Raw genomic sequence first — 23,763 nt, forward strand, 5'->3', positions numbered from 1 at the left:
GAGCGCGCCTAGAATTGGATCGACAGCTGTACAGCGATCCGATTGGCACACATGACTCAGGAGACTCCCGTGACCACGCCCGAGACCACCAACACCGTCGGCACCGCCCGCGTGAAGCGCGGCATGGCCGAGATGCTCAAGGGCGGGGTGATCATGGACGTGGTTACCCCCGAGCAGGCCAAGATCGCCGAGGACGCGGGCGCCGTCGCCGTCATGGCGCTGGAGCGCGTCCCGGCCGATATCCGGGCCCAGGGCGGCGTCTCCCGGATGAGCGACCCGGACATGATCGACGGCATCATCGCCGCGGTCTCCATCCCGGTCATGGCCAAGGCCCGCATCGGTCACTTCGTCGAGGCGCAGGTGCTGCAGAGCCTCGGCGTCGACTACATCGACGAGTCCGAGGTGCTCACCCCGGCCGACTACGCCAACCACATCGACAAGTGGCAGTACACCGTGCCCTTCGTCTGTGGCGCGACCAACCTGGGCGAGGCGCTGCGCCGCATCACCGAGGGCGCGGCGATGATCCGCTCCAAGGGTGAGGCCGGCACCGGCGACGTGTCCAACGCCACCACCCACATGCGCAAGATCCGCGGCGAGCTGCGCAAGCTGAGCTCGCTGCCCAAGGACGAGCTGTTCGTGGCCGCCAAGGAGCTGCAGGCGCCCTACGAGCTGGTCCGCGAGGTCGCCGAGACCGGCAAGCTGCCCGTCGTGCTCTTCACCGCCGGCGGTATCGCCACCCCGGCCGACGCCGCGATGATGATGCAGCTCGGCGCCGAGGGCGTCTTCGTCGGCTCGGGCATCTTCAAGTCCGGCAACCCGGCCGAGCGCGCCGCCGCCATCGTCAAGGCCACCACCTTCTACGACGACCCGGACGTGCTGGCCAAGGTCTCGCGCGGCCTGGGCGAGGCCATGGTCGGCATCAACGTCGACGAGATCCCGCAGCCGCACCGCCTCGCCGAGCGCGGCTGGTAATACGGCTTCCTACATCGAACCGCCGGATGGTCTTTCGAGACCATCCGGCGGTTTTGTTCGCTGAGGTGGTCCCGCGGCGGCGTGAGGTCGGGGGCGCAGTGGCGTCGGGCGGGTGGAGTTGAGGTACGTCGTCGTGACGGCGGTCGACGCGGTCGGCGGCTACCAGCTCATCGGCGACCTCGATGCCGAGATCGCGCGAAAGCTCTTGGCTACCTAGCTGATCGGCACCGCTCTGCTCGCCAAGCACGCGGCGATCCACCGTGGCGGTTCGGCGAAAACCGAACGCCACCAACAGCTTGCGGCACGGCTGCCGGTCGGGCGGATCGGGCAGCCCGGCGATATCGCCGAAGCCTTCCTCGCGGTGCTGCGCAATCCGTTCATCACCGGCACCGTGCTGCATGTCGACGGCGGCCACCGGCTGGTCTGAGTGGTTGCGGACAATGTGCTGAGTGTCAAGGGCCGGTGACGGAATTCTTTGCCGCCCAAGCCACTTCGGCGCGCGCCCGCTACCAGCGCGCATACCCTTCAGCAAACGCCAGCTACTTTTCCGGAGTGGACTGCGGCAAATTTACGACCTGCTGATTCATGGCTACTGTTGCCAATGAATCACCGGTGAGCACAGTCGAATACACACTCTGGCAAGGAGTCCGCATGCTGGAAATCGACCAGTTCACCTATGGCTGGCTTACTCCCGTCCTGGCCTACGTCATGTCGGTCACCGGATCGTTGCTGGCCTTGCGCTGCATGGTCCGGGCCCGCAGCGACGACGGCCACGGCGGCTGGGTCGCGGTCGGGGCGATCGCGCTCGGCGGCACCGGGATCTGGGTCATGCATTTCATTGCGATGCTGGGCTTTTCGGTCCGCGACACCACCATTCGCTACGACGTCCCGGTGACGTTGTTCAGCGCCGCGATCGCGATGGGTGTGGTGTGGGCCGGGCTGTCGATCGTGCTGCGGCGCCCCCGGGACCTGTCGGCGTTGTTCTCCGGCGGGGCGATCACCGGGCTCGGCGTCGGCGCGATGCACTACTCGGGCATGTACGCGATGAAAACCGACGCGGCCGTGCGATACGACCCCTGGATCGTGCTGCTGTCACTGGTGATCGCGGTGTTCGCCGCGACGGCGGCGCTGTGGTTCACCCTGCACGTGCGCGGTTTCGCGGCCACCGTCGGCGCGGCGCTCATCATGGGCTTCGCGGTCTGTGGAATGCATTACACCGGAATGTTTTCCATGCGGGCCCACGTCGCCGAGCACATGCACGCACCCGCCGGGGCGCAGGCCGGTCAGCTGCTCACGCCGTTGATCGTCGCGGTCAGCATGGTGACCATGGTGACGCTGCTGCAGGTGGGCCTGAGCGAGATCGGCGAACCGCACCTCGGCCGGTTCGCGGGTCAGCGCGCCAGCCGGTACTGGCCGAGCCAGGGCGGCGGCGAGGGCGGCCCGTCGGACGAAACCGCTAGGGGGACATACCGGCACCGGCACCGGCGGTGGTGAGCTCGAACAGGTCGGTCAGCGTGCGCGCGGTGAATTCGTCCAGGGGATAGAACAATTCGATCGCCAGCTCGGACAGCGTGACGTCGGAGGGCGCGCCGAAGGTGACCATGGTGCTGAACATCCGCAGCTCGCCGCGCGGGGTCGCGATCCGCAGCGGCACCGCGAACGGGCTCGGCGGCTCGGGCTCGGCGCGGGTGCCCGGCGGCACCGGATAGCGCGACACCTCGTCGTAGAGCGCACGCAGGATCGGGTCGCCGGTCGACCGGACCTGGCGGTGCAGCCGGTCCAGCAGGAACTCCCGGACCTGGCCGTGGTTGACTATGTAGGTGGTGGCGTCCGGGCCGCCCGGATGCAGGGCCAGGCGGTACATGTTGGGCCGGGCCAGCAGTTCGTCGTCGGCCTCGCCCTGGAACGGGCTCATCGCGCGATTGGTGGTGACGACGTTCCAGTAGCGGTCCACCACCACGGCCGGGTAGGGCTCGTGCGCGGTGAGCATCGTCGTCAAAGCGGTGCGCGCCGAGCGCAATGGGTCGTCGTCGAGGCTGCTCTCCCGGTACTCCGGGGCGAAGCCGCCCGCCAGCAGTACCGTATTGCGTTCGCGCAGTGGAACTTCCAGCACATCGCAGAGCTTGAGGACCATGGCCCGGCTCGGCTGAGCCTTGCCGGTCTCGACGCAGGACAGGTGCCGCGCCGAACTGTCCGCCGCCAGCGCCAGTTCCAGCTGACTCAACCGCCGTCGCTGCCGCCACTCGCGCAGCAGCGCGCCGACCGGGGACTCCTGCACCGCACGCGCCATTCCGCCAGGCTATCCAGCCCGGAATACCCGCCGCCATGACCTCGGAGGTCATTGAGACCATGACCGGCGGCTGGCACCGTCGCCGCCATGACGACGAACCTCGATCACGGGCCCGGCCTGCGGACCATCCTGCGGGTAGACGGCTGGAGCACCGGCGCCTTCGGTGTCTTTCTGCTGGCCGCCGCCCCGGCCCTGCGCGCGCCGCTGGGGCTGCCGCTGACCTGGGCGATCCCCTTCGGCATCGCCATGCTCGGCGGCGCGGCGGTGCTGCTGCTCATCGCCCGGTATCCGGAGATTCCGGCGCGGTCGGCCATCGCGGTGGTGGCTGTGAACGCGCTGTCCGCGGTGGCCATGGTGGAACTCGCCTTCGGCGACCTGATGCCGCTGACCGCCTGGGGGAGCGCCTTCATGCTTTCCGGCGCGGCCTTCGTCGCGACGTTCGCCGCTCTCGAATTCCTGGGTCTGCGCCGCGGGGCGGCGGTGCGGGCATGACCGACGACGCCGCCGTTCGCGCGCTGCTGCGGACGCAGAGGGACGCCTGGGCCGCCGGCGACGGCGCGGCCTTCGCCGCCACCTTCACGCCCGACGCCGATTTCGTTTCAGTGATCGGCGAATTCGTCCAGGGCCGTGGCGAACTCGCGGTCGTCATGCAGGAGGGGTTCGACGGGTTCATGCGCGGCACGCGCATGGCCGAACCCGACACCTGCGCGCTTCGCTTCCCGGCGCCCGACGTCGCGGTGCTGGTCACGGTGGGTGACAAGCCGATGCCGCCGGGTGTGGCCGCACCGCCGGACGCGCGGTCCGTACAGACCCGGGTCGCGTTGCGCGCCAACGGAACCTGGTTGTTCACCAGCTTCCAGAACACCCGGATCGCGCAGTTCCCGGCCTGAATCAGGCGCGCACGGCGGGGCGATCCGGATGGTCCCAGGCGACGAGGATGTCCGGCTCGGCGGCGTGCGCGTCCTGGTGCGCGCCCAGTGCTTCGACGGTGAACAGGTCGGCGGGCGCGGTGCGGCGGCGCAGCGCGCCCGCCGACATGCGCAGCGACACCGTGAGATCGAAATCCAGGGCGCGGCCGAGCAGCATCGGGCCCGCCACCAGCAGCACGGTATCCGGTGCGGCGGGCCGGATCCGGGCCCGCGCCGAGCGATCGGTGCGCTCGTCCCACAGGGCGGGCAGCCATTGTCCGTGCTGCCGGAGTGCCACCAGCACTTCCCGATTCAGCGCCTCGTAGTCGAACCAGGCAGTGCGATAGGTGAACTCGTCGGCGCGATCGTATTCCAGGCGCAGCGAGGCCGGGCGCACGAAATCGTGCAGGGCGATCACCTCGGCGGGCCGCCCGCCGGTGCGCAGCCGGTCGGCCACCTGCCCGGCCAGGGCGACCGGGTCCGCCGCGTCGGCGCCGTCGATCGCGAGCACCGCGGCCCCGGGCAGCGCCGCCGCGCGTGCGGCGATCAGGTCGGCCAGGCCGGTCGGGGTGATGGCGGTGAACTCGGGCACCGGACCATCATGCGCGAACTCTTCGCCGTGGCTCACAGCTGTCTTAGCGTTCCCACAGAGCGGCTGGATAGCGTCGTGCTTCAACTCTGACCGAACAAAGGACGAGCAGTTGAAGCTTCGCAACACCGGACGTATCGCCATCGCCGGGCTGGCCGTCGTGGCCGCCCTCGGCCTGACCGCCTGCGGCTCTGACGACAAGGCGGAGTCGAAGCCCACGCCGACCACCACCAGCGCGCCGGCCACCAGCGCCGCCGACCTGCCCCCGACCCCGACCGCCGCGGACCTGAACGCCCAGCTGCAGAAGGCCCTCGACCCGAACGTGCCGAACTCGGAGAAGCTGGAGTGGATCCAGGGCGCCGAGGCCGACCCGGAGCTCCCGAACCGCCTGGCCGAGGCCTACAAGAGCACCAACGCCACCATCGACGTCACCGAGGTGACCGCCTTCGGCGACACCCTCAACGCCAAGGCCAAGCTGGCCTTCAACGGCCAGGAGAACATCGCCGACGTGCCCTTCGTCGCCGAGAACGGCCACTGGAAGGTGCAGAAGGCCTGGGTCTGCCAGATGCTCCAGCTGGCGAACCAGCCCTCGGCCGCCTGCCCGGCCTGATCCCAGCACCCTCGAGCGCCCCGGCCCGCAGCACCGCGGTCCGGGGCGCTCGCTCGGTATGTATGACCGTAACCGCAGGCCAAGCGTGTCGGCCGGTCGGACAAATGTGACGTAACCCGGCCGGATAATGTTGCGCCCATGGCGACGATCGAAGAGGCGCTGGAGATCGAGCGGCTGGAACGCGACATCTTCAGGGGAGCATCCACCAAGACCCAGTTGCCGCGGACGTTCGGTGGGCAGGTGGCCGGGCAGGCACTGGTGGCGGCGGTGCGCACCGTCGAGTCGCAGTTCCAGGTGCACTCGCTGCACGGGTACTTCCTGCGGCCGGGCAACCCGGAAGAACGCACGGTCTACCTGGTGGACCGGATCCGGGACGGGCGCTCCTTCTGCACCCGGCGGGTGACCGGCGTGCAGGACGGCAAGGCGATCTTCACCATGTCCGCCTCCTTCCACACCGGTGACCAGGGCCCCGAGCATCAGGACGTGATGCCGCAGGTGGCCGCGCCCGACGGCCTGCCGGACGCGCAGACCACGATGAGCCCGGAACGCCTGTGGGCCATGCGGGAATGGGAGCACTGGGATATCCGCCCGGTCCCGCCGACCGAGGTGACGCGCCGCGACGGCGTCGTCTCCCAGCAGCAGGTCTGGTTCCGCTACCGGCACCCGCTGCCCGACGACCCGCTGTTCCACGTCTGCACCCTCGCCTACATGAGCGACATGACCCTGCTCGGTTCCTCGAAGGTGATCCACCCCGACGAGGAGACCCAGAACGCCTCCCTCGATCACGCGATGTGGTTCCTGCGCCCCTTCCGGGCCGACGACTGGCTGCTCTACGACCAGTCCTCGCCGTCGGCCGGCTTCGGCCGCGCCCTCACCGGCGGGAAGATCTTCAACCGCCAGGGCGAATTGGTCGCCGCCGTCGTCCAGGAGGGCCTGATCCGCACGCTGCGCGAAGGCTGATCGGGTGAGTGGAAAGGACAGTGCCGTGGTTCAGGAGTCGGTGGTAACCGAGCAGCAGTCGCGCCCGAGCAGCGCCGCGCCCCGGATCGGGGTGCTGGCGTTGCAAGGGGATGTGCGCGAGCATTTCGCCGCGCTCGAGCACAGCGGGGCCGAGCCGGTCAGCGTGCGCCGGCTGGCCGAACTGGAGTCGGTCGACGCGCTGGTGCTGCCGGGTGGTGAGTCGACCGCGATCAGCAAGTTGCTCGAGGTGTTCGAGCTGCTCGAGCCGCTGCGCGGCCGGTTGCGCGAAGGCATGCCCGCGTTCGGGTCGTGCGCGGGCATGATCCTGCTCGCCTCCGAGGTACTCGATACCCGGCCCGACGCCCAGCACCTGTTCGCCATCGATATGACGGTGCGCCGCAACGCGTTCGGTCGTCAGGTCGACTCCTTCGAAACCGATCTCGACTTCACCGGCCTCGATACGCCGGTCCGCGCCGTCTTCATCCGCGCGCCCTGGGTGGAGCGCGCGGGTGCCGGTGTCGAGGTGCTGGCGACGGTGCCCAGCGGTCCGTTCGCCGGACGCATCGTGGCCGCGCGCCAGGGCACCGTGCTCGCGACCTCGTTCCATCCCGAGGTCACCGGGGATTGGCGCGTGCACGATCTGTTCGTCGACATGGTGCGCGCCGCGTAGTCCGCGCCCGTCCGCGCCCCGGAAACGAGTATTCGGTACTCGCGATTCCGGCCGTGCGGACCGCGAGGATGGTGCTATCCGGGCACGACCACCGACCCGGAAGTGGTGTTCGCACCACTGGACGAAAAGACGCACCATCATGACTACTCCCGAATATCCCCTGGACGTGGACTCCGTCCCGACCTCGGCTCGGCTGTGCAATCTGGTTCCCTCCCGTGATACCGAGCGGGACTGGACCTTCGGTGACGCGGTCGCCGCCGGCACGCTCGGCGCGGTCGCCGCGCTGCCGCCCGCGGTGGACCTGCGCCGCGACTGGTGGACCATCGGCGATCAGGAGGACACCGGCTCCTGTGTCGGCTGGGCCACCGCCGACGGCCTGATGCGCTACCACCTGATCACCGCGAACCGGCTGGACAAATCCGATCGGGTCTCGCCGCGCTTCGTCTGGATGAGCTCCAAGGAGACCGACGAGTTCGATCAGCGCCCGGAAACCTTCATCGAGGGCGGCGGCACCTCGCTCAAGGCCGCCGTCGAGGTGTGCCGCAAGTACGGTGCGGTCCGCGAGGACGTGCTGCCGTTCCACATCGTCACCAAGATGTACACCGGCCCGGAGAACGTGTTCTGGGCGCAGGCCGCGCAGAACCGGGTCGCCTCCTATTTCAACCTGCGCAAGAACCTGGACAACTGGAAGGCCTGGCTGAGCAATCACGGCCCGATCCTGGTCGGCCTGAGCGTGGACGCCACCTGGGACAGCGCCACCGCCAACGGCGGGGTCCTGAAGCACTTCCAGCCCGGCACGGTGCGTGGCGGCCACGCCGTCGCCGCCGTCGGCTACCAGGCCAACGGGCGCATCATCCTGCGCAACAGCTGGGGCACCGCCTGGGGTGACAACGGTTTCGCCTATGCCACACCGGAGTACATCGCGGGCGCGTTCTTCGACGAGGCGTACGGGATCACCCTGTAGAACGGCCCTACCGGGACCGCCGCGATCGGCCGAGTAGGCTGGAGAAGTTGTCCGCTCGGCCGGGCGCGGGATGCCCTTCTGGTCCGCGCTGCCTTGCCCGCCGGTAACGTACACACGTCCAAGCGTGCAATTCGACCTGAAGGAAGTAGGGCATGAGCGGCCATTCCAAGTGGGCCACCACCAAGCACAAGAAGGCGGGGATCGACGCCAAGCGCGGCAAGCTCTTCGCCAAATTGATCAAGAACATCGAGGTGGCGGCGCGCACGGGTGGCAGCGACCCGACGGGCAACCCGACGCTGTTCGACGCCATCCAGAAGGCGAAGAAGTCGTCGGTCCCCAACGACAACATCGAGCGCGCGCGCAAGCGTGGCGGCGGTGAAGAGGCCGGCGGCGCGGACTGGCAGACCATCATGTACGAGGGCTACGGCCCCAATGGTGTCGCCGTGCTGATCGAGTGCCTCACCGACAACCGCAACCGCGCCGCGGGCGAGGTCCGGGTGGCGATGACCCGCAACGGCGGCAATATGGCCGATCCGGGCTCGGTGTCCTACCTGTTCGGCCGCAAGGGTGTGGTCACCCTGGAGAAGAACGGCCTGTCCGAGGACGACGTGCTGGTGGCGGTGCTCGACGCGGGCGCCGAGGATGTCCACGACCTGGGCGAGTCCTTCGAGATCATCAGCGAGCCGGGCGATCTGATCCCGGTCCGGCAGGCGTTGCAGGCCGCCGGCATCGACTACGACTCCGCGGAGTCGGGCTTCCAGGCCTCGGTGTCGGTCGCGGTCGACGCCGACGGGGCGCGCAAGGTGTTCAAGCTGGTCGACGCGCTCGAAGACAGCGACGACGTGCAGAACGTCTACACCAACGTCGATATCTCCGACGAGGTCATGGCTCAGCTCGAGGACTGATCGCGCCGCAGCGCCGCGTAGTACTCGGCGAACGCTGGATAGTAGTCATCGAATTCGGGGCGGTTCACACCTGTGTGGGCCGCCCCGAACATGTCCAGGTAGTACTCCCAGCCGGGGCCGATCTCGGGCAGCATCGTCAGCTTGTCGCCGGACAGGTGCTGGATGAAGCGGAATTCGGTGCTGCCGTCCTGCTGGGTCAACTGGACTTCGAGCAGCCACGCACCGGCCTCGTCGGTCGCGGAGACCTCGAGCCGGTGCGGGGGTTCGCAGGCCTCGATGCGCATCTCCGTCCACGGCTCGCCTTCCTCGAAACTCAGCTGCACCTTGATGTTTCGGCCCGGAGCGGCTTCGCCCGTCCACGGCCCGTACCACCGTGCGGTGCGATCCGGCTCGGTCAGGCTCGCCCAGACGTCCTCGATCGGGGCGCGATAGGTTCGGGTCAGCACCAGGTCGTGGCCGGTGTCGGTACCGAACAGGCGCCCGGTCGGTCGTGTGGTCATGCGGTGTTCTCCTTCGCGGTGTGCGGTTCGGCCGTGCCGCGGCGCTCGCGGCGCGTCCGGTAGACCTCGGTGTCCAGGGCGTCGAGGCGGCGTTCCCACGTCGCGCGGCCCAATCCCGAGATCCAGGCGGTGATTTCGGCGAGCGGTTCTTTGTGCAGGGCGTAATAACGCTCCCGGCCGACGAGTTCGGCGCGCACCAGGCCGCTGTCGCGCAGCACCCGCAGGTGCCGGCTGATCGCCGGGCGGCTGATGTCGAACCGCTGCGCGATCTCGCCCGCGGTGCGGCGCTGCCCGTCCAGCAGTTCCAGAATCCGGCGCCGTACCGGGTCGGCGATGGCCGCCGCCACTTCGTCCACGGCAAAAGCGTAACCAACTAGTTACGCGTTGTCCAGGTTCAGGAGAACAGCTTCAGGCCGACCACGCCGCAGACGATCAGGAGCAGGCAGAGAATGCGTGGCAGGGCGTGGGATTCGCCGAGGAACAGCATCCCGATCACCGCGGTGCCGACCGCGCCGATGCCGACCCACACGGCATAACCGGTGCCCACCGGAATCTCACGCAGCGCGATACCCAGACCGGCCATGCTCAGCGCGAGCGCGACCGCGAAGATCACGCTCGGCACCACCTTGGAAAAGCCCTCCGACCGCTCCAGCGCCACCGCCCACGCGGTCTCCATGAATCCGGACACGACAAGCAGAATCCAGGCCATGCGGCCCACCGTAAGCGACCCACCCGGCCCGCCGCCGCAGGCGCCGTTCGGCCCGGCCCGCCGCCACTCGGCTACTTTCGTGTGCACGGTGGACACCGTGCGGGGCAGCGGGACTCGGGTGCGCTGAGAAGGGGTGGGGGAAGGCTGTTGGAGTGTCCTGGCGCGGAGGCGGGTGGGGTTCCACTAGACTCTCGAACAGTTGTTCGTGTCTGCGAGAGGGGTTTTCGTGCGGGTGATGGGCGTCGACCCCGGGCTCACCCGGTGCGGGCTCAGCATGGTCGAGGGCGGGCTCGGCCGTAAGGTCACCGCGCTCGACGTGGATGTGGTGCGCACGCCGCCGGATATGGATTTGGCCCAGCGCCTGATGCTGGTGGCCGACGCGGCCGAGCTCTGGATGGACACGCACAAACCCGAAGCGGTGTCGATCGAACGCGTCTTCGCCCAGCACAATGTGCGCACCGCGATGGGCACCGCACAGGCGGGCGGCGTGATCGCGCTGGCGGCGGCGCGGCGCGGCATCCCCGTGGCCTTCCACACGCCCAGCGAGGTGAAGGCGGCCGTCACCGGTAACGGCACCGCCGACAAGGCGCAGGTGACGGCGATGGTGACCCGGATCCTCGGGCTGGCCGTCGCGCCGAAACCGGCCGACGCGGCCGATGCGCTGGCGCTGGCCATCTGTCATTGTTGGCGGGCGCCGCTGATGGATCGAATGGCCAAGGCCGAAGCGCAGGCGGCGGAGATGCGCAGGCGGTACACCGAAAAGCTTGCTGAACAACGGAAGGCGGTACGCGGGTGATCGCGTCGGTTCGTGGTGAGGTGCTCGAAATCGCGCTCGACCACACGGTGATCGAGGCGGGCGGTATCGGCTACCGGCTGAACGCGACCCCGTCGACGCTGGCCACGCTCACCCGCGGCGCGGAGATCCGGCTCTACACCGCGATGATCGTGCGCGAGGATTCCCAGACGCTGTTCGGCTTCGCCGACACCGAATCCCGGGATCTGTTCGGCCTGCTGCAAACGGTGTCCGGTGTCGGCCCGCGCCTGGCGATGGCGGTGCTCGCGGTGCTCGAACCCGAGTCGCTGCGCAAAGCGCTCGCGGAAAGCAATGTGGCGGCACTGACCCGGGTGCCCGGCATCGGCAAGCGCGGCGCCGAACGCATGGTCGTCGAACTGCGCGACAAGGTGAATCTCATTCCGGTGCAGGACGGTCCGCCGGGCAGCAGCCCGGTGCTCACGCCGGTGCGCGAGCAGGTGGTGGAGGCGCTGACGGGCCTGAGCTTCCCGCTGAAGCAGGCCGAGCAGGCGGTGGACACGGTGCTGGCCGACCAGCCCGCCGCCGACACCGCCACCGCGTTACGCGCCGCCCTCAGCCTGCTCGGCAAGAACCGCTAGGCCGCCATGGATTACGACGAAACCCTTTCCGACGACGAGTCCCAGGTCACCGCAAGTCTTCTGAAGTCCGACGGCGACGTCGAGGCCAGCCTGCGCCCGAAATCCCTGGACGATTTCATCGGCCAGCCCCGCGTGCGCGAACAGCTGGCACTGGTGCTGCGCGGCGCGAAGCAGCGCGGCGGCACCCCGGATCACGTACTGCTGTCCGGCCCGCCCGGCCTCGGCAAGACCTCGATGGCGATGATCATCGCCGGCGAACTCGGCACCGCCCTGCGCATCACCTCCGGCCCGGCGCTGGAACGCGCCGGCGACCTCGCGGCGATGCTCAGCAACCTGGTCGAGGGCGACGTGCTGTTCATCGACGAGATCCACCGCATCGCCCGGCCCGCCGAGGAGATGCTGTACCTGGCGATGGAGGATTTCCGGGTCGACGTGGTGGTCGGCAAAGGCCCGGGCGCGACCTCGATTCCGCTGGATATCGCCCCGTTCACGCTGGTGGGCGCGACAACTCGGTCGGGCGCGCTGACCGGTCCGCTGCGCGATCGCTTCGGGTTCACCGGGCACATGGATTTCTACGAGCCCGACGAATTGCTGCGCATCCTGCTGCGCTCGGCCCAGATCCTCGGCGTCGACGTCGAACGCGACGCCGCGGCCGAGATCGCGGGCCGCTCGCGCGGCACGCCCCGCATCGCGAACCGGCTGCTGCGCCGGGTCCGCGATTACGCCGAGGTCCGCGCCGACGGCCGCATCACCCGCCCGATCGCGCATGCCGCGCTCGAGGTCTACGACGTCGACGCGCTCGGCCTGGACCGCCTGGACCGGGCCGTTCTCGGCGCGCTGGTGCGCGGTTTCAACGGTGGGCCGGTGGGCGTCTCGACGCTGGCCGTCGCGGTGGGGGAGGAAGCGGCCACGGTCGAGGAGGTCTGCGAGCCGTTCCTGGTCCGGGCCGGAATGGTCGCGCGCACCCCGCGCGGCCGCGTCGCCACCGCCACCGCCTGGGCCCATCTGGGCCTGGTTCCGCCCGCGGATCTGGCCTTCGGTTCCATCGAAGTGCGTGCGCGCGAACCGCATCCGGTGAACCTGTCCGAAAGCCCGTAACCACGACACGATTCGGCGTGCGGCAGGTTACAGCTAACTTCCGGACGGGCGCGCCGCCGATCTCCCCGCTACAGTCGGTCGCATGACCGTGGTGCAGTCAGTCGTCGATCGTTTGCCGGAGCCCTATCGCTCCAAGGCGATTCAGCACCGTGAGCTGATGAAATTCGCGGTGGTCGGTGCGGTGACCTGGTTCATCGACACCGGTGTCGTCTACGCGACGAAGCTGACGGTGCTGGGGGACAAGCCGCTGACCGCACGCCTGCTCGGCGTGTTGATCGCGATCATCGCCTCCTACATCCTCAATCGCGAGTGGTCGTTCCGCACCCGCGGCGGGCGCCAGCGCCATCACGAGGCGGCGCTGTTCTTCGCGGTCAGCGCGCTCGGCGTCGCGGTCACCGTGCTGCCGCAAGCGATCTCGCTGTACGTGCTGAATCTGCGGGTGCCGCATGTCGGCCCGCTCACCCAGGCGGTCGCCAACTTCGTCACCGGCCAGATCATCGGCGTGCTGCTGGCGATGGGCTTCCGCTTCTGGGCGTTCCGCCGTTTCGTCTTCCCGGACGATCTGGCAGAGGCCGAATTGCCCCGGGCCGAGGTCAGTGGTGCGGGCTCTTCTCCAGCGCCGTGATCACCAGGTCCATGAAGGCGTCCACCTCGTCGCGCGCGTAACCACGGGTACCTAACCGCGCCCCGGTGAAGTGCACGCCGCGCACGTCGGCGATGGTCAGGCTGCCCGGCCCGCCGTGCGCGAGGGTGGCCGCGACGAGATCCATGAACGCGTCGACCTCCTCCTCGTTGTAGCCGCGCCGCCCGACCGGGGCCGAGGTGAAGCGCATCCGGCGCACGTCATCGGGGGTGAGCAGGGCGGCGGGCTCGGAACCGTTGGCCCCGGCGGGCACCGGGCGGGTGCCGCGCTGGCGGATCTCCAGTTCGATCCGCACCCGGTCCAGGAACTCGTCGACCTGATCCGCCTGGTAGCCGCGCCCGCCGAAGCGCGGCGGGTCGAAGTGCACGTGGCGCACATCGTCGGCGGTCAGCACGCCGGTGCCGGCCAGGGTCGCCGCGACCAGCTCCAGAAAGGCGTCGACCTCGTCGGCGTGATAGCCGCGATGCCCGACCGGTGGCATGGCGAAATGGATCCGGCTCACGTCCTCGGGGGTCATCACCAGAATTATTGTGTCAGGGTCCAACACACACTGCTCAGTCTTTGCTGAACGCGCCCAAGTGATCTCAGTCTTTGCGCACGCCGTCGATGAGCAGACGGCGAATCGCCTCGGTGAGCGCTTCGATTCGCGTCGTGTCGAGATCACGCAGGCCGTGCACGATTCCGGCGAGCAGCATGCCCGTCACCGCCTTGGCGGTGTTGCCGGTGTCGAGATCTGCTCGCAGGTAACCGAGTTCGACACCGTGGTCCAGATACCCCTCGGTCAGCGCGTCGGCGGTGTCGAGCAGGCCGTAGAGCCGGGCGGTGAGTTCGTCGTCGATGCCGGTGGCGTGGAACAGCAGCAACTGCGCGATCCGCCGGTCCTGGATCAGGATGCGGGTGAGCGCGGTGCCGATCCGGTCCAGCTGGGCGCGGTACTCGTCGAGGCTGGTTGCCGCGTCGGGGGCGTTCTCGGTGCCGAGGGTTTCCACGATCCGGGCGGCCAGATCGTCGATGACGTGATCGATGATGTCGCGCTTGTTGTTGAAGTACCGGTAGAACGTGCCGTGCCCGATACCCAGCTGACCTGCGATATCGGCGATGCCGGTGGCGTGATAGCCCTTTTCGGCGAAGCAGACGAACGCGGTGTCGATGATGCCTTGGCGCAGCTCGGCTTTGCGGCGCGCGACGGCGCTGCCGGCCGGCTGGCGCGGGCCTCGGGTCGATGGCTTCGTCACGGACTGAATGATACAGTCGTCACAAACGGAATGATGTGTCATTCCGTGATACATGGTTCACACTTTTCTGGAGGTTCGGCGTGGCGCCTCAGTTCGATGCCATCGTGGTCGGTGCGGGATTCGGCGGAATGGGTGCGGGCATCGAGCTCGACCGCCTCGGCCTGAGCAATTACGTGATCCTGGAGCGCGAGGAAGATCTCGGCGGCACCTGGCACGTCAATCACTACCCGGGTCTGGCCGTGGACATCGCCTCGGTCACCTACTCCTACTCCTTCGAGCCGAACCCGAACTGGACCCGCCTGTTCGCGCCCGGCAAGGAGCTCAAGGGCTACGCCGAGCACGTCGCCGAGAAGTACGGCCTGCGCCGCCGGATGCGTTTCGGCACGGTGGTGGACGGCGCCCGCTGGGACGAGGAGCACCAGCACTGGGTGGTCTCCGTCGAGGGCGGCGAAAGCCTCACGGGCCGTTACCTGCTCACCGCCACCGGCTTCCTCTCCCAGCCCTACACCCCGCCGTTCCCCGGCATCGAGAACTTCCAGGGCAAGATCATCCACACCACCGCGTGGGAGGACGATTTCGACCTGACCGGCCGCAAGGCCGCGATCATCGGCACCGGCGCCACCGCCGTGCAGCTGGTGCCCGAGGCCGCCAAGAAGGTCGCCGAGCTCACCGTCTTCCAGCGCACCCCGATCTGGGTGGTGCCCAAGGTCGACACCCCGATCCCGGCGCCCGTGCGGCAGCTCTTCGCCAAGGTCCCGGCCACGCAGAAGGCCGCGCGGCTGGTCAACACCAGCCTGCTCGAGGCCCTGATGGTGGTCGGCGTGCTGCACTACAAGCAGGCCAAGCTGCTGAACCGGGGCGCGGCCGTGCTGGCCAAGGCGCACCTGTTCGCCCAGGTTCGCGACAAGCAGACCCGCAAGCAGCTGACCCCGAATTACGACTTCGGCTGCAAGCGCCCCACCTTCTCCAATCACTACTTCAAGGTCTTCAACCAGTCGCACGTGCACCTGGAGACCAACTCGATCGAGCGCATCGAAGCCGACGGCATCGTCACCGCCGACGGCCACAAGACCGAGATCGACACCCTGATCCTGGCCACCGGCTTCAACCTGTGGGACGTGAACTTCCCGGCCATCGAGATCATCGGCCGCGAGGGCGTCAACCTCGGTAAGTGGTGGCGCGACAACCGCTTCCAGGCCTACGAGGGCATCACGGTGCCGAAGTTCCCGAACTTCCTGAGCCTGAACAGCCCGTACTCCTACAGCGGCCTGTCCTACTTCACCACCATCGAGGGCCAGATGAAGCACATCGCCCGCCTCTTCGGGGAGATGTTCCGCCGCGGTGAGCACACCTTCGAGGTCACCCCGCAGGCCAACGAGCGCTTCCTGGACGAGGTGACCGAGAAGCTGGGCTCCTCGGTGTTCTACGGCGGTGATTGCGCCTCCGCGCGCAGCTACTACTTCAACCAGCACGGCGAGGCCGCGCTGCTGCGCCCGAACAGCACCGCGAGCACGCATCGGCAGTCGGTGAGCTTCCCGCTCGACGACTATTCGTTCGGCGCCGAAGGTGTAAAGGCCACAGCCTGAGGTATGTATCGCGTGGGCCCCGCCGTTGTGTCACGGCGGGGCCCGTCGCGTGTTGAGGCGTGCCGGTGTGGCGGTCGATACAGGAACTGGCAGACTAGGGGCGTATCTGTCCATTCATCCACAAGACTAGGGACTGACTTCGACGATGGAACTTCTGTTTCCGCTCCTGCTGCTGGGCATGCTCGCGTTCTTGTTTCTGGGTAACCGCCGGCAGCGCAAGGCGGCCGCCGATATGCAGGCCAGCCTGAAGGTCGGTACCTCGGTCGTCACCACGTCGGGCCTCTACGGCACCATCGTCGACGTCGACGAGGACACCGTCGATCTGGAGATCGCCGAGGACGTCGTCACCACCTGGTCGCGTGCGGCGATCGGCCGGATCCGTCCCGAGGAGACCGACACCGCCGACGAGATCGACACCGTCGGCGCCACCGACACCGAGACCGTCACGGCCGACACCGAGACCGTCGTCGTCGAAGAGTCCCCCGCGCAGACCGAGACCCGGCTGACCAAGGACTGACCCTCGGGCGCATCGCTCGAGGCCGTATCCCATCGGCGCTGTACGCGGTAGCCTCCGTGTTTCGCGGAGGCTTCATCGCCTTCCCGGGGTGTTTGCGCCTGCCTCACGTTCCACACTCGACTTCCGCCTAGGAGATACCTGCTGTGCCACCTTCACAGGGATCGGCGCAACATCCGCTCCGGCTGCTCGGCGTCTACGCCGCGTTGCTGGCCGTGATCTATGCGCTGGTGTTCTTCACCGGGGACAAAGCCCCGACGCCCAAGCTCGGCATCGACCTGCAGGGTGGTACCCGGGTCACGCTGACCGCCCGCACTCCCGACGGCAGCAAGCCGAGCCAGGACAGCCTGAAGAAGGCCCAGGAGATCATCGAGAACCGCGTCAACGGCCTCGGTGTCGGCGGTTCCGAGGTCGTCATCGACGGCGACAACATCGTCATCACCGTCCCCGGTGACGACGGGCAGCAGGCGCGGGCGCTGGCCACCACGGCCAAGCTCTACATCCGCCCGGTACTCGCGGCCGTGCCGGTCGGCGCGGACGGCAAGGTGGCCGCCCAGCAGCCGACGCAGCCGACCCAGCCGGTGCCGGTGCCCGAGGCGCCGCCCGCCACCGATCCGGGCCAGCCGACGGCCGAGGCCCCGGCCCCGGAACCCGCGCCGCAGCCGCGCGTCTTCCCGGCGCAGGCCCCGACCCAGCCGCCCGCCGACAACAGCGGACTCACCCCGCAGGAGATCGCCCAGAAGGAGATCGCCGACGCGCGGGCGACCCGGCAGAGCTCCGATCCCGCGGTGCAGCAGGCGGCCGTGCTGGCCATGGACTGCTCCAAGCCGGACCCGCTGGCCGGTAACGACGACCCGACCCTGCCGCTGATCACCTGCGCGGTATCCGGTTCGCAGAACCCCGAGATCTACCTGCTCGCCCCGAGCAAGATCGACGGCCAGGAGATCAAGGACGCCACCGCGGGCCTGAACTCCCAGCAGGCGCGGCACGAGGTCAACCTGGAGTTCAAGGCCGGCGGCAGCGATGCGTGGGCCAGCGTCACCGGTGACGCGATCAAGCAGCAGTCCCCGCAGAACCGCGTCGCCTTCGTGCTCGACTCGCGCGTGGTCTCCGCGCCCGTGGTGCAGCAGGGCCCGCAGCTGGGCGGCCGCACCACCATCTCCGGCAACTTCAACGCCGCCAGCTCCAAGGAGCTGGCCAACACCCTGAAGTACGGTTCGCTCCCGCTGTCGTTCCAGACCTCCGAGGCCGAAACCGTCTCGGCCACACTGGGTCTGTCCTCGCTGCGGGCCGGCCTGCTGGCCGGCGCCATCGGCCTGGCCGTGGTGCTGCTGTACTGCCTGGCCTACTACCGCATGCTCGGCTTCCTCACCGCCATCTCACTGGTCGCCTCGGGCTTCGCGGTGTACGGCATCATGGTGCTGCTCGGGCGCTGGATCGGGTTCACCCTCGACCTGGCCGGTATCGCCGGTCTGATCATCGGTATCGGCATGACCGCCGACTCGTTCGTGGTGTTCTTCGAACGCATCAAGGACGAGATGCGCGAGGGCCGCAGCTTCCGCTCGGCGGTGCCGCGCGGCTGGGCCCGGGCCCGGCGCACCATCCTGTCCGGTAACGCGGTCAGCCTCATCGCCTCCGCGGTGCTCTACATTCTGGCCGTCGGCCAGGTGAAGGGCTTCGCGTTCACCCTCGGCCTCACCACCGTGCTCGACGTCATCGTCGTGTTCCTGGTGACGATGCCGCTGGTCATGCTGGCCTCGCGGAGTCAGTTCTGGGCCAAGCCCAGCGTCAACGGCTTGGGTGCGATCCAGGAGGTGGCGCGGGAACGCCGGGCCGCCGGCACCGCCCGCTCCGAAGGTGTGAGGACTCGATGAGCAACCAGACCAGCCCGTCGCTGCGCAAGCGGGACTCCGAGGACGACGTGGACTACGACGACAACTTCGACACACCGTCGCGGCACGGCTTCTTCAGCCGGCTCTACACCGGTACCGGTGCGATCGACGTGATCGGCAAGCGGCGGATGTGGTACATCATCACCGCCGTCATCCTGCTGATCTCGTTGGGCAGCATCATCTTCCGCGGTTTCAACTTCGGCATCGACTTCGAGGGCGGCACCCGGATCCAGTTCCCGGGTACGGCCGAGCAGAGCCAGGTCGAGGATGTCTACCGCGACGCCATCGGCACCGATCCGGAATCGGTGCAGAAGGTCGGCGCCGGGTCGACCAGCAACCTGCTGATCCGCTCCGAGGCCCTGGACCAGGGTCAGGTCGAGAAGCTGCAGGCCGCGCTGTTCAAGGAATTCCAGCCGAAGGATTCCAGCGGCAAGGCCAGCCTGAACGCGATCAGCGTTTCCGATGTGAGCGAGACCTGGGGCGGCCAGATCACCAAGAAGGCGCTGATCGCGCTCGCGGTGTTCCTGGCGATCGTCGCGGTCTACATCACCATCCGCTTCGAACGGGACATGGCGATCGCCGCGCTGGCGGCGATGGTCTTCGACGTCGCGGTCACCGCGGGCATCTACTCGCTGGTCGGCCTGGAGGTCTCCCCGGCGACCGTGATCGGCATCCTCACCATCCTCGGCTTCTCGCTGTACGACTCGGTGATCGTGTTCGACAAGGTCGAGGAGAACACCCGCGGCATTCTGCACGTGAACCGGCGCACCTACGGTGAGCAGGCCAACCTCGCGGTCAACCAGACGCTCATGCGCTCGATCAACACCGCCCTGATCGGCATTCTGCCGATCGTCGGCCTGCTGGTGATCGCGGTCTGGCTGCTCGGCGTGGGCACCCTGAAGGACCTGGCGCTGGTGCAGCTGGTGGGTCTGCTGGTCGGTACCTACTCGTCGATCTTCTTCGCCACTCCGCTGCTGGTCTCGATCAAGGAGCGCTTCGGCCCGGTCGCCGCGCACACGCGCAAGGTGCTGGCCAAGCGCTCCGGTGTCGCGAGTCAGCGGGCCCTGGCCGCCGCCGAGCAGCGCGCCGTGGCCGCCACCGGACGGCCGCCGTCCGAGGGGCAGATCCGCCGCGCGGCCGGGCAGACCCCGGAGCCGGGTGCGCGCCCGAGCGGGAAACGGCACAAGCGAAGGAACTAGTACCCCAGGGGGTTTCGTTCATATGCAGCGATCACGCGTCTTGGTGCGGTTGATCGGAGTGGTCGCGGCGGGCGCCTCGGTCGTCGCGCTGGCGGCCGGGTGCTCGGGCCAGAACCAGGTGCCGTCCATCGGTTACGCCGTAGACGCCGCGATCGCGAGCTACAACGGCGGCAGCACCCTGGGCGCGAGCAGCGGCGCGGCCGCCGTCTTCGGCCGGGTGCTGACCGGGTTCTACTACACCGGGCCGGACGGTCAGCAGGTCGCCGACACCGATGTCGGTACCGCCAAGGAGGTTCCGGGCGAGTCCCAGACCATCCAGTACCGGCTCAACCCGGACGGCGTGTACTCCGACGGCGTGCCGACCTCCTGCGATGACCTGTATCTGGCCTGGGCGGCCCGCAGCGGCCGGTTCACCAAGCCGGGCGGCTCGCTGTTCGACGCGGCGAGCACCGCCGGATACGCCGACATCGAGCGGGTGGAGTGCCAGCCCGGATCCAAGGACGCCACCGTGGTGTTCCGGCCGGACCGGCGCTACCAGTACTGGCGCAACCTGTTCACCGCCGGCGAGCTGATGCCGGCGCACGTGGCGGCGCGGGCCGCGAACGTGCCGAATGTGGTGTCGGCGTTGCAGACCGGTGACGCCGGCGGCGTCGGACGGCTGGCCGACTTCTGGAACACCGGCTGGCAGATCACCGGCGGACTGGATGTCACGCGATTCCCGTCCTCGGGCCCCTACCGGATCGAGTCCTTCAGCCCGGCAGACGGTTTGGTGCTGGTCGCGAACGAGCGCTGGTGGGGCAACAAGCCCGAGACCGGGCGGATCGTGGTGTACGGCAAGTCGGCCGATCTCGGCAAGAAGATCGGCGACGGGTCGGTCAGCGTCGTCGACATCGGCGGCGATTCGGTGAAAGACCCGAAACTGGACGGGTTCTCGACCCGGACGGTGCCCGGCCGCGGCGCCGAGCAGTTGGTGCTGGCGACTACCGGGGTGTTCGGCTCGGCCGACGCGCGCCGCGGTTTCGCGCTGTGCGTCCCGCGTCAAGAGCTGTACAACCAGGTCGGCAAGGCCAAGGATCTGCCCAAGAGCAGCCTCGGCTCCGGGCCGCTGAACTCCCGTATCGTGCAGCAGGATTCGCTGTTCTACCCGGCGGTCACCGCGGCCGCCGAGAAGTACAAGAACGCCGACATCCCCGGCGCGACGTCCACCCTCGCCGCCGCCAAGGCCGCCGGGCAAACTATCCGCATCGGTTACCTCGGGCCCGACGAACGCCGCGCCCGCACCGTCGCCATGATCGCGGAATCCTGCAAATCGGCGGGTATCACCGTGGTCGACGCGGGCGCCGTGGATTTCGATCCCGGTCGGCTCGGCGCCGGGCAGGTCGATGCCGTACTCGGCAGCACCGCGGCGGCGCCCGGCCCGGCCGGGGCACAGTCCGCGGTAGCGGCGACCAGCGCGTTGCGCACCGGGAACGGCCTCAATTTCGGCCGATTCGGTAATGGCCGCTACGATTCGCTTACCGATCAGCTTGCCGCCGACGATAATTCGACGGTTCAGCTGAATCTGCTCACCGAGGGCGAGAACCTGCTGTGGGCGGAGATGCCGAGCATCCCGTTGTTCGCCACTCCGCGCACCATCGCGTTCGCCAACGGTCTGCAGAACGGTGTGGCCGGCCCCACCCAGGCGGGATCCGGCTGGAATATGGACCGCTGGGTGTTGAAGCGGTGAGCGCAGATGACCATGGAGAGGGCTCGATGAGCAAGCACGCGGCGATCGAATCCGAGGAGCTAGTGGCCGAGCGGACCGCCCAGGCGGGTCAGCTGGTCCGGCACCTCACCCGGTGGCGTGACGACTTCCCGTCGCCCGGTGTGCGTTTCGCGGATTTGACCCCCGTCTTCGCCGACGCCGAAGGCTTCCGGACGGTCATCGACTGCCTGGCCGCCTGCGCACCCGACGCCGACCTGGTGGCCGGCGTGGACGCGCGCGGCTTCCTGCTGGGCGCGGGCGTGGCCGCCACGCTCGGCACCGGCGTGCTCGCCGTGCGCAAGGCCGGCAAGCTGCCGCCGCCGGTGCTGAACCGCGAGTACAGCCTGGAGTACGGCACCGCGGCCCTGGAGATCCCCGCCGACGGGCTGGATCTGCGCGGCAAGCGCGTGCTGCTGCTCGACGACGTGCTCGCCACCGGCGGCACCTTGGCCGCGGCCGCCGACCTGTTCGCCCAGGCCGGCGCCGAAGTGGTCGCCGCCGCGGTGGTGCTCGAGCTGGAGTTCCTGCACGGCCGGGAGCGGCAGGGGAATTACCCGCTCACCGCCATCGTCAAGATCTGAGCAAGCCGGTCCGCCGGTGTGACACAGATTGCACTGGCGCGAATCCGGGTCGTGTGGTTAACCTTGTCGAGTCTTAATCCCGTTGATCGGAGTCATGCCGTTGAAGTTCTGAGGATGCGCTTTCGGGCGGCCCGCACGTTGCGCGCCGCGATACCGTCGCAACCTCAGGAGGACGCATGTCTTTCTTGTCTATTTCCGATCTCACTTTCCTCTGGCCTGACGGCACCCCGGTCTTCGAGGGGCTCGCCGCGGTGCTCGGGACCGGGCATATCGGCCTCGTCGGCAGTAATGGCGCGGGGAAATCCACGCTGCTGCGGCTGATCACCGGTGAACTCGTCCCGCAGCGCGGCTCCGTCACCGTCTCCGGGCAACTCGGCTATCTGCGGCAGGATCTCGGCTTGGCCGAGGGGCAGCGTGTGGATGCCGTGCTCGGCATCGACGGCATCCGGAACGCGTTGCACCGCATCGAATCCGGATCCGGCGACGAGTCCGACTTCGAGACGGTGGGCGCGGCCTGGGATGTCGAGGAGCGCGCCGTCGCGCTGCTGGGCCGGCTCGGCCTGCACTACCTCGCCGATTCGGCCGCGCAGCTCGATCGCACGCTGGACACCCTGTCCGGCGGCGAGACGGTGCTGCTCGGGCTGGTGGCGCAGCTGCTCACCGAACCGGAGGTGCTGCTGCTGGACGAGCCGACCAACAACCTGGACGCCCGCGCTCGCGAGCGGCTCTACGAGGTGATCGCCCAGTTCGCCGGCACGGTGCTCACGGTCAGTCACGACCGTGAACTGCTGGACCGGATGGACACCATCGCCGAGCTCCGGCAGGGCGAATTGCGGTTGTTCGGCGGCAATTTCACCGAGTACGAACGGATCGTCGAGGCCGAGCAGGCGGTGGCGCGCGCCGCCATCCGGGACGCGCGCAGCGATGTCCGCAAGCAGGCACAGGAGCTCGTCGAGGCCCGCGTCAAATTGGACCGCCGTAAGCGCTACGGCCAGAAGATGTGGGATCAGAAGCGCGAGCCGAAGATCATCATGAACGAGCGCAAACGGCAGGCCCAGGTGTCGGCCGGGAAGCTGCGCAACAACCACCTGGAGAAACTGGAGGACGCGAAACAGTCGCTGGACCAGGCCGAGGAACTACTGCGTGCGGACAAGGAGGTCCGGATCGAGCTCCCCGACACCCGGCTCTATCCGGGGCAGGACGTCATCGAGCTGGAAGAGCTGCGGCTGGCGTGCGGCCCGACGGTCACCCTGACGGTGAACGGCCCGGAGCGCATCGCCCTGACCGGTCGCAACGGGGTCGGCAAAACGACACTGCTGCACCAGATCTCGGAGCTGGGCCCGAAGGTGCCGTGGCGCATGCTGCCGCAGCGCCTGGACATCTTCGACGAGGAGGTGTCGGTGTTCGAGAACGTGGCGCGGGCGGCACCGCATGCCCTGCCGCAGCAGATCCGGGCGCAGTTGGCGCGGTTCCTGTTCCGCGGCGCCGACGCCGACGTGGCGGCGAGCGCGCTGTCCGGCGGCGAACGGTTGCGGGCGGCGCTGGCCATGCTGCTACTGGCCGACCCCGCGCCGAAACTGCTCCTGCTGGACGAGCCGACCAATAATCTGGATCTGCCCAGCCTGCAACACCTCACGCAGGCCCTGGCCGGCTTCGAGGGCGCGCTGATCGTGGTCAGCCACGACCCGCGCTTTCTCGACGATATCGGTGTCACCCGCCGGGTGGAGCTCACCCCGGACGGGCTCGTCGAGACCCTGGTCCGATGAGGTCCGAAATCCCCGCACGCCAGGGCGTGCGGGGAT

At 68.6% G+C, this 23,763-nt stretch carries 28 protein-coding genes; 21 read left to right on the top strand and 7 right to left on the bottom strand.

The annotated features are described in order from the left end of the window. Positions 1–69 precede the first annotated feature (69 nt). From pdxS to AB0H76_RS07400, 3 genes are all read left to right on the top strand, one after another. Complete coding sequence (gene pdxS, locus AB0H76_RS07390) at positions 70–972, top strand: pyridoxal 5'-phosphate synthase lyase subunit PdxS (RefSeq protein ID WP_357318671.1); 903 nt, start codon at positions 70–72, stop codon at positions 970–972. 322 nt (positions 973–1,294) lie between these two features. Then, a complete protein-coding gene (locus AB0H76_RS07395; RefSeq protein WP_357320498.1) occupies positions 1,295–1,399 on the top strand; it encodes a hypothetical protein in 105 nt (34 codons plus the stop codon). Between the two features lie 224 nt (positions 1,400–1,623). Beyond that, entirely contained in the window at positions 1,624–2,466 is an 843-nt protein-coding gene (locus AB0H76_RS07400; RefSeq protein ID WP_357318674.1) for an MHYT domain-containing protein, read from the top strand. Here AB0H76_RS07400 and AB0H76_RS07405 read toward each other — a convergent pair. Continuing rightward, positions 2,429–3,262, bottom strand: a complete 834-nt coding sequence (locus AB0H76_RS07405) for a helix-turn-helix transcriptional regulator (RefSeq protein WP_357318677.1) — start codon at positions 3,260–3,262, stop codon at positions 2,429–2,431. The two genes, AB0H76_RS07400 and AB0H76_RS07405, sit on opposite strands and share 38 nt — an antisense overlap. An 87-nt stretch (positions 3,263–3,349) precedes the next feature. Between AB0H76_RS07405 and AB0H76_RS07410 the strand changes: the two genes are divergently transcribed. After that, entirely contained in the window at positions 3,350–3,754 is a 405-nt protein-coding gene (locus AB0H76_RS07410) for a hypothetical protein (protein ID WP_357318680.1), read from the top strand. After that, positions 3,751–4,152, top strand: a complete 402-nt coding sequence (locus AB0H76_RS07415; protein ID WP_357318683.1) for an SgcJ/EcaC family oxidoreductase — start codon at positions 3,751–3,753, stop codon at positions 4,150–4,152. Before AB0H76_RS07410 ends, AB0H76_RS07415 begins: the two co-directional genes overlap by 4 nt. Position 4,153: 1 nt before the next feature. On the opposite strand, the gene AB0H76_RS07420 is transcribed toward AB0H76_RS07415, so the two are convergent. Continuing rightward, the gene (locus tag AB0H76_RS07420) at positions 4,154–4,762 is read right to left on the bottom strand and encodes a hypothetical protein (RefSeq protein ID WP_357318686.1); all 609 of its coding nucleotides are present in this window, start codon (positions 4,760–4,762) and stop codon (positions 4,154–4,156) included. Between the two features lie 109 nt (positions 4,763–4,871). On the opposite strand from AB0H76_RS07420, the gene AB0H76_RS07425 reads away from it, so the two are divergent. From AB0H76_RS07425 to AB0H76_RS07445, 5 genes are all read left to right on the top strand, one after another. Then, complete coding sequence (locus AB0H76_RS07425; RefSeq protein WP_357318689.1) at positions 4,872–5,369, top strand: hypothetical protein; 498 nt, start codon at positions 4,872–4,874, stop codon at positions 5,367–5,369. Between the two features lie 138 nt (positions 5,370–5,507). Further along, positions 5,508–6,329: an acyl-CoA thioesterase II gene (locus AB0H76_RS07430; RefSeq protein WP_357318692.1), complete on the top strand. Its 822-nt coding sequence runs from the start codon at positions 5,508–5,510 to the stop codon at positions 6,327–6,329. Positions 6,330–6,354: 25 nt separating this feature from the next. Next, positions 6,355–6,999 carry a pyridoxal 5'-phosphate synthase glutaminase subunit PdxT gene (pdxT, locus tag AB0H76_RS07435; RefSeq protein ID WP_357318695.1) on the top strand — a complete coding sequence of 215 codons (645 nt, stop codon included), beginning with the start codon at positions 6,355–6,357 and terminating at the stop codon, positions 6,997–6,999. 139 nt (positions 7,000–7,138) lie between these two features. Next, complete coding sequence (locus AB0H76_RS07440; protein WP_357318697.1) at positions 7,139–7,963, top strand: C1 family peptidase; 825 nt, start codon at positions 7,139–7,141, stop codon at positions 7,961–7,963. Between the two features lie 152 nt (positions 7,964–8,115). Beyond that, on the top strand, positions 8,116–8,868 hold the full coding sequence (locus tag AB0H76_RS07445) for a YebC/PmpR family DNA-binding transcriptional regulator (protein WP_357318699.1): 753 nt from the start codon (positions 8,116–8,118) through the stop codon (positions 8,866–8,868). On the opposite strand, the gene AB0H76_RS07450 is transcribed toward AB0H76_RS07445, so the two are convergent. Genes AB0H76_RS07450 through AB0H76_RS07460 form a run of 3 tightly spaced genes read right to left on the bottom strand, consistent with a single transcriptional unit; the run spans position 8,853 to position 10,164 of the window. After that, positions 8,853–9,368, bottom strand: a complete 516-nt coding sequence (locus AB0H76_RS07450; RefSeq protein WP_357318702.1) for an SRPBCC family protein — start codon at positions 9,366–9,368, stop codon at positions 8,853–8,855. The two genes, AB0H76_RS07445 and AB0H76_RS07450, sit on opposite strands and share 16 nt — an antisense overlap. Then, a complete protein-coding gene (locus AB0H76_RS07455; protein WP_357318705.1) occupies positions 9,365–9,724 on the bottom strand; it encodes a metalloregulator ArsR/SmtB family transcription factor in 360 nt (119 codons plus the stop codon). The genes AB0H76_RS07450 and AB0H76_RS07455 overlap by 4 nt, the downstream gene beginning before the upstream one ends. Positions 9,725–9,762: 38 nt before the next feature. After that, positions 9,763–10,164: an SMR family transporter gene (locus tag AB0H76_RS07460; RefSeq protein WP_357318708.1), complete on the bottom strand. Its 402-nt coding sequence runs from the start codon at positions 10,162–10,164 to the stop codon at positions 9,763–9,765. Positions 10,165–10,303: 139 nt separating this feature from the next. On the opposite strand from AB0H76_RS07460, the gene ruvC reads away from it, so the two are divergent. The 4 genes from ruvC (at position 10,304) to AB0H76_RS07480 (ending at position 13,192) form a co-directional block, all read left to right on the top strand. Then, positions 10,304–10,873, top strand: a complete 570-nt coding sequence (gene ruvC / locus AB0H76_RS07465; RefSeq protein WP_357318711.1) for a crossover junction endodeoxyribonuclease RuvC — start codon at positions 10,304–10,306, stop codon at positions 10,871–10,873. Continuing rightward, on the top strand, positions 10,870–11,469 hold the full coding sequence (gene ruvA, locus AB0H76_RS07470) for a Holliday junction branch migration protein RuvA (protein WP_357318714.1): 600 nt from the start codon (positions 10,870–10,872) through the stop codon (positions 11,467–11,469). The genes ruvC and ruvA overlap by 4 nt, the downstream gene beginning before the upstream one ends. Positions 11,470–11,475: 6 nt before the next feature. Then, the gene (ruvB, locus tag AB0H76_RS07475; protein ID WP_357318717.1) at positions 11,476–12,567 is read left to right on the top strand and encodes a Holliday junction branch migration DNA helicase RuvB; all 1,092 of its coding nucleotides are present in this window, start codon (positions 11,476–11,478) and stop codon (positions 12,565–12,567) included. Positions 12,568–12,649: 82 nt separating this feature from the next. Continuing rightward, positions 12,650–13,192 (top strand): GtrA family protein, encoded by a 543-nt coding sequence (locus AB0H76_RS07480; protein WP_357318720.1) that lies wholly within the window; start codon positions 12,650–12,652, stop codon positions 13,190–13,192. Here AB0H76_RS07480 and AB0H76_RS07485 read toward each other — a convergent pair. Together AB0H76_RS07485 and AB0H76_RS07490 are read right to left on the bottom strand one after the other, a co-directional pair. Further along, positions 13,161–13,727, bottom strand: coding sequence for a DivIVA domain-containing protein (locus tag AB0H76_RS07485; protein WP_357318723.1), 567 nt, complete (start codon positions 13,725–13,727; stop codon positions 13,161–13,163). The genes AB0H76_RS07480 and AB0H76_RS07485 overlap by 32 nt on opposite strands. Before the next feature lie 67 nt (positions 13,728–13,794). After that, complete coding sequence (locus AB0H76_RS07490) at positions 13,795–14,445, bottom strand: TetR/AcrR family transcriptional regulator (RefSeq protein WP_357318726.1); 651 nt, start codon at positions 14,443–14,445, stop codon at positions 13,795–13,797. An 80-nt stretch (positions 14,446–14,525) separates the two neighbouring features. Here AB0H76_RS07490 and AB0H76_RS07495 point away from each other — a divergent pair, with 80 nt between their 5' ends. The 7 genes from AB0H76_RS07495 (at position 14,526) to AB0H76_RS07525 (ending at position 23,727) form a co-directional block, all read left to right on the top strand. Continuing rightward, positions 14,526–16,031 (top strand): NAD(P)/FAD-dependent oxidoreductase, encoded by a 1,506-nt coding sequence (locus AB0H76_RS07495; protein WP_357318729.1) that lies wholly within the window; start codon positions 14,526–14,528, stop codon positions 16,029–16,031. A 145-nt stretch (positions 16,032–16,176) separates the two neighbouring features. After that, positions 16,177–16,548 carry a preprotein translocase subunit YajC gene (gene yajC, locus AB0H76_RS07500; protein ID WP_357318732.1) on the top strand — a complete coding sequence of 124 codons (372 nt, stop codon included), beginning with the start codon at positions 16,177–16,179 and terminating at the stop codon, positions 16,546–16,548. A 143-nt stretch (positions 16,549–16,691) separates the two neighbouring features. Further along, positions 16,692–18,419 carry a protein translocase subunit SecD gene (secD, locus tag AB0H76_RS07505; RefSeq protein ID WP_357318735.1) on the top strand — a complete coding sequence of 576 codons (1,728 nt, stop codon included), beginning with the start codon at positions 16,692–16,694 and terminating at the stop codon, positions 18,417–18,419. Further along, positions 18,416–19,636, top strand: coding sequence for a protein translocase subunit SecF (secF, locus tag AB0H76_RS07510; RefSeq protein WP_357318738.1), 1,221 nt, complete (start codon positions 18,416–18,418; stop codon positions 19,634–19,636). The genes secD and secF overlap by 4 nt, the downstream gene beginning before the upstream one ends. A 22-nt stretch (positions 19,637–19,658) precedes the next feature. Further along, the gene (locus tag AB0H76_RS07515) at positions 19,659–21,362 is read left to right on the top strand and encodes an ABC transporter substrate-binding protein (protein ID WP_357318741.1); all 1,704 of its coding nucleotides are present in this window, start codon (positions 19,659–19,661) and stop codon (positions 21,360–21,362) included. A 26-nt stretch (positions 21,363–21,388) separates the two neighbouring features. Next, positions 21,389–21,961, top strand: a complete 573-nt coding sequence (locus AB0H76_RS07520) for an adenine phosphoribosyltransferase (protein WP_357318744.1) — start codon at positions 21,389–21,391, stop codon at positions 21,959–21,961. Between the two features lie 176 nt (positions 21,962–22,137). Next, the gene (locus AB0H76_RS07525; protein ID WP_357318747.1) at positions 22,138–23,727 is read left to right on the top strand and encodes an ATP-binding cassette domain-containing protein; all 1,590 of its coding nucleotides are present in this window, start codon (positions 22,138–22,140) and stop codon (positions 23,725–23,727) included. Positions 23,728–23,763: the final 36 nt, after the last annotated feature.

The organism is Nocardia sp. NPDC050712 (assembly GCF_040654295.1).
Lineage (GTDB): Bacteria > Actinomycetota > Actinomycetes > Mycobacteriales > Mycobacteriaceae > Nocardia.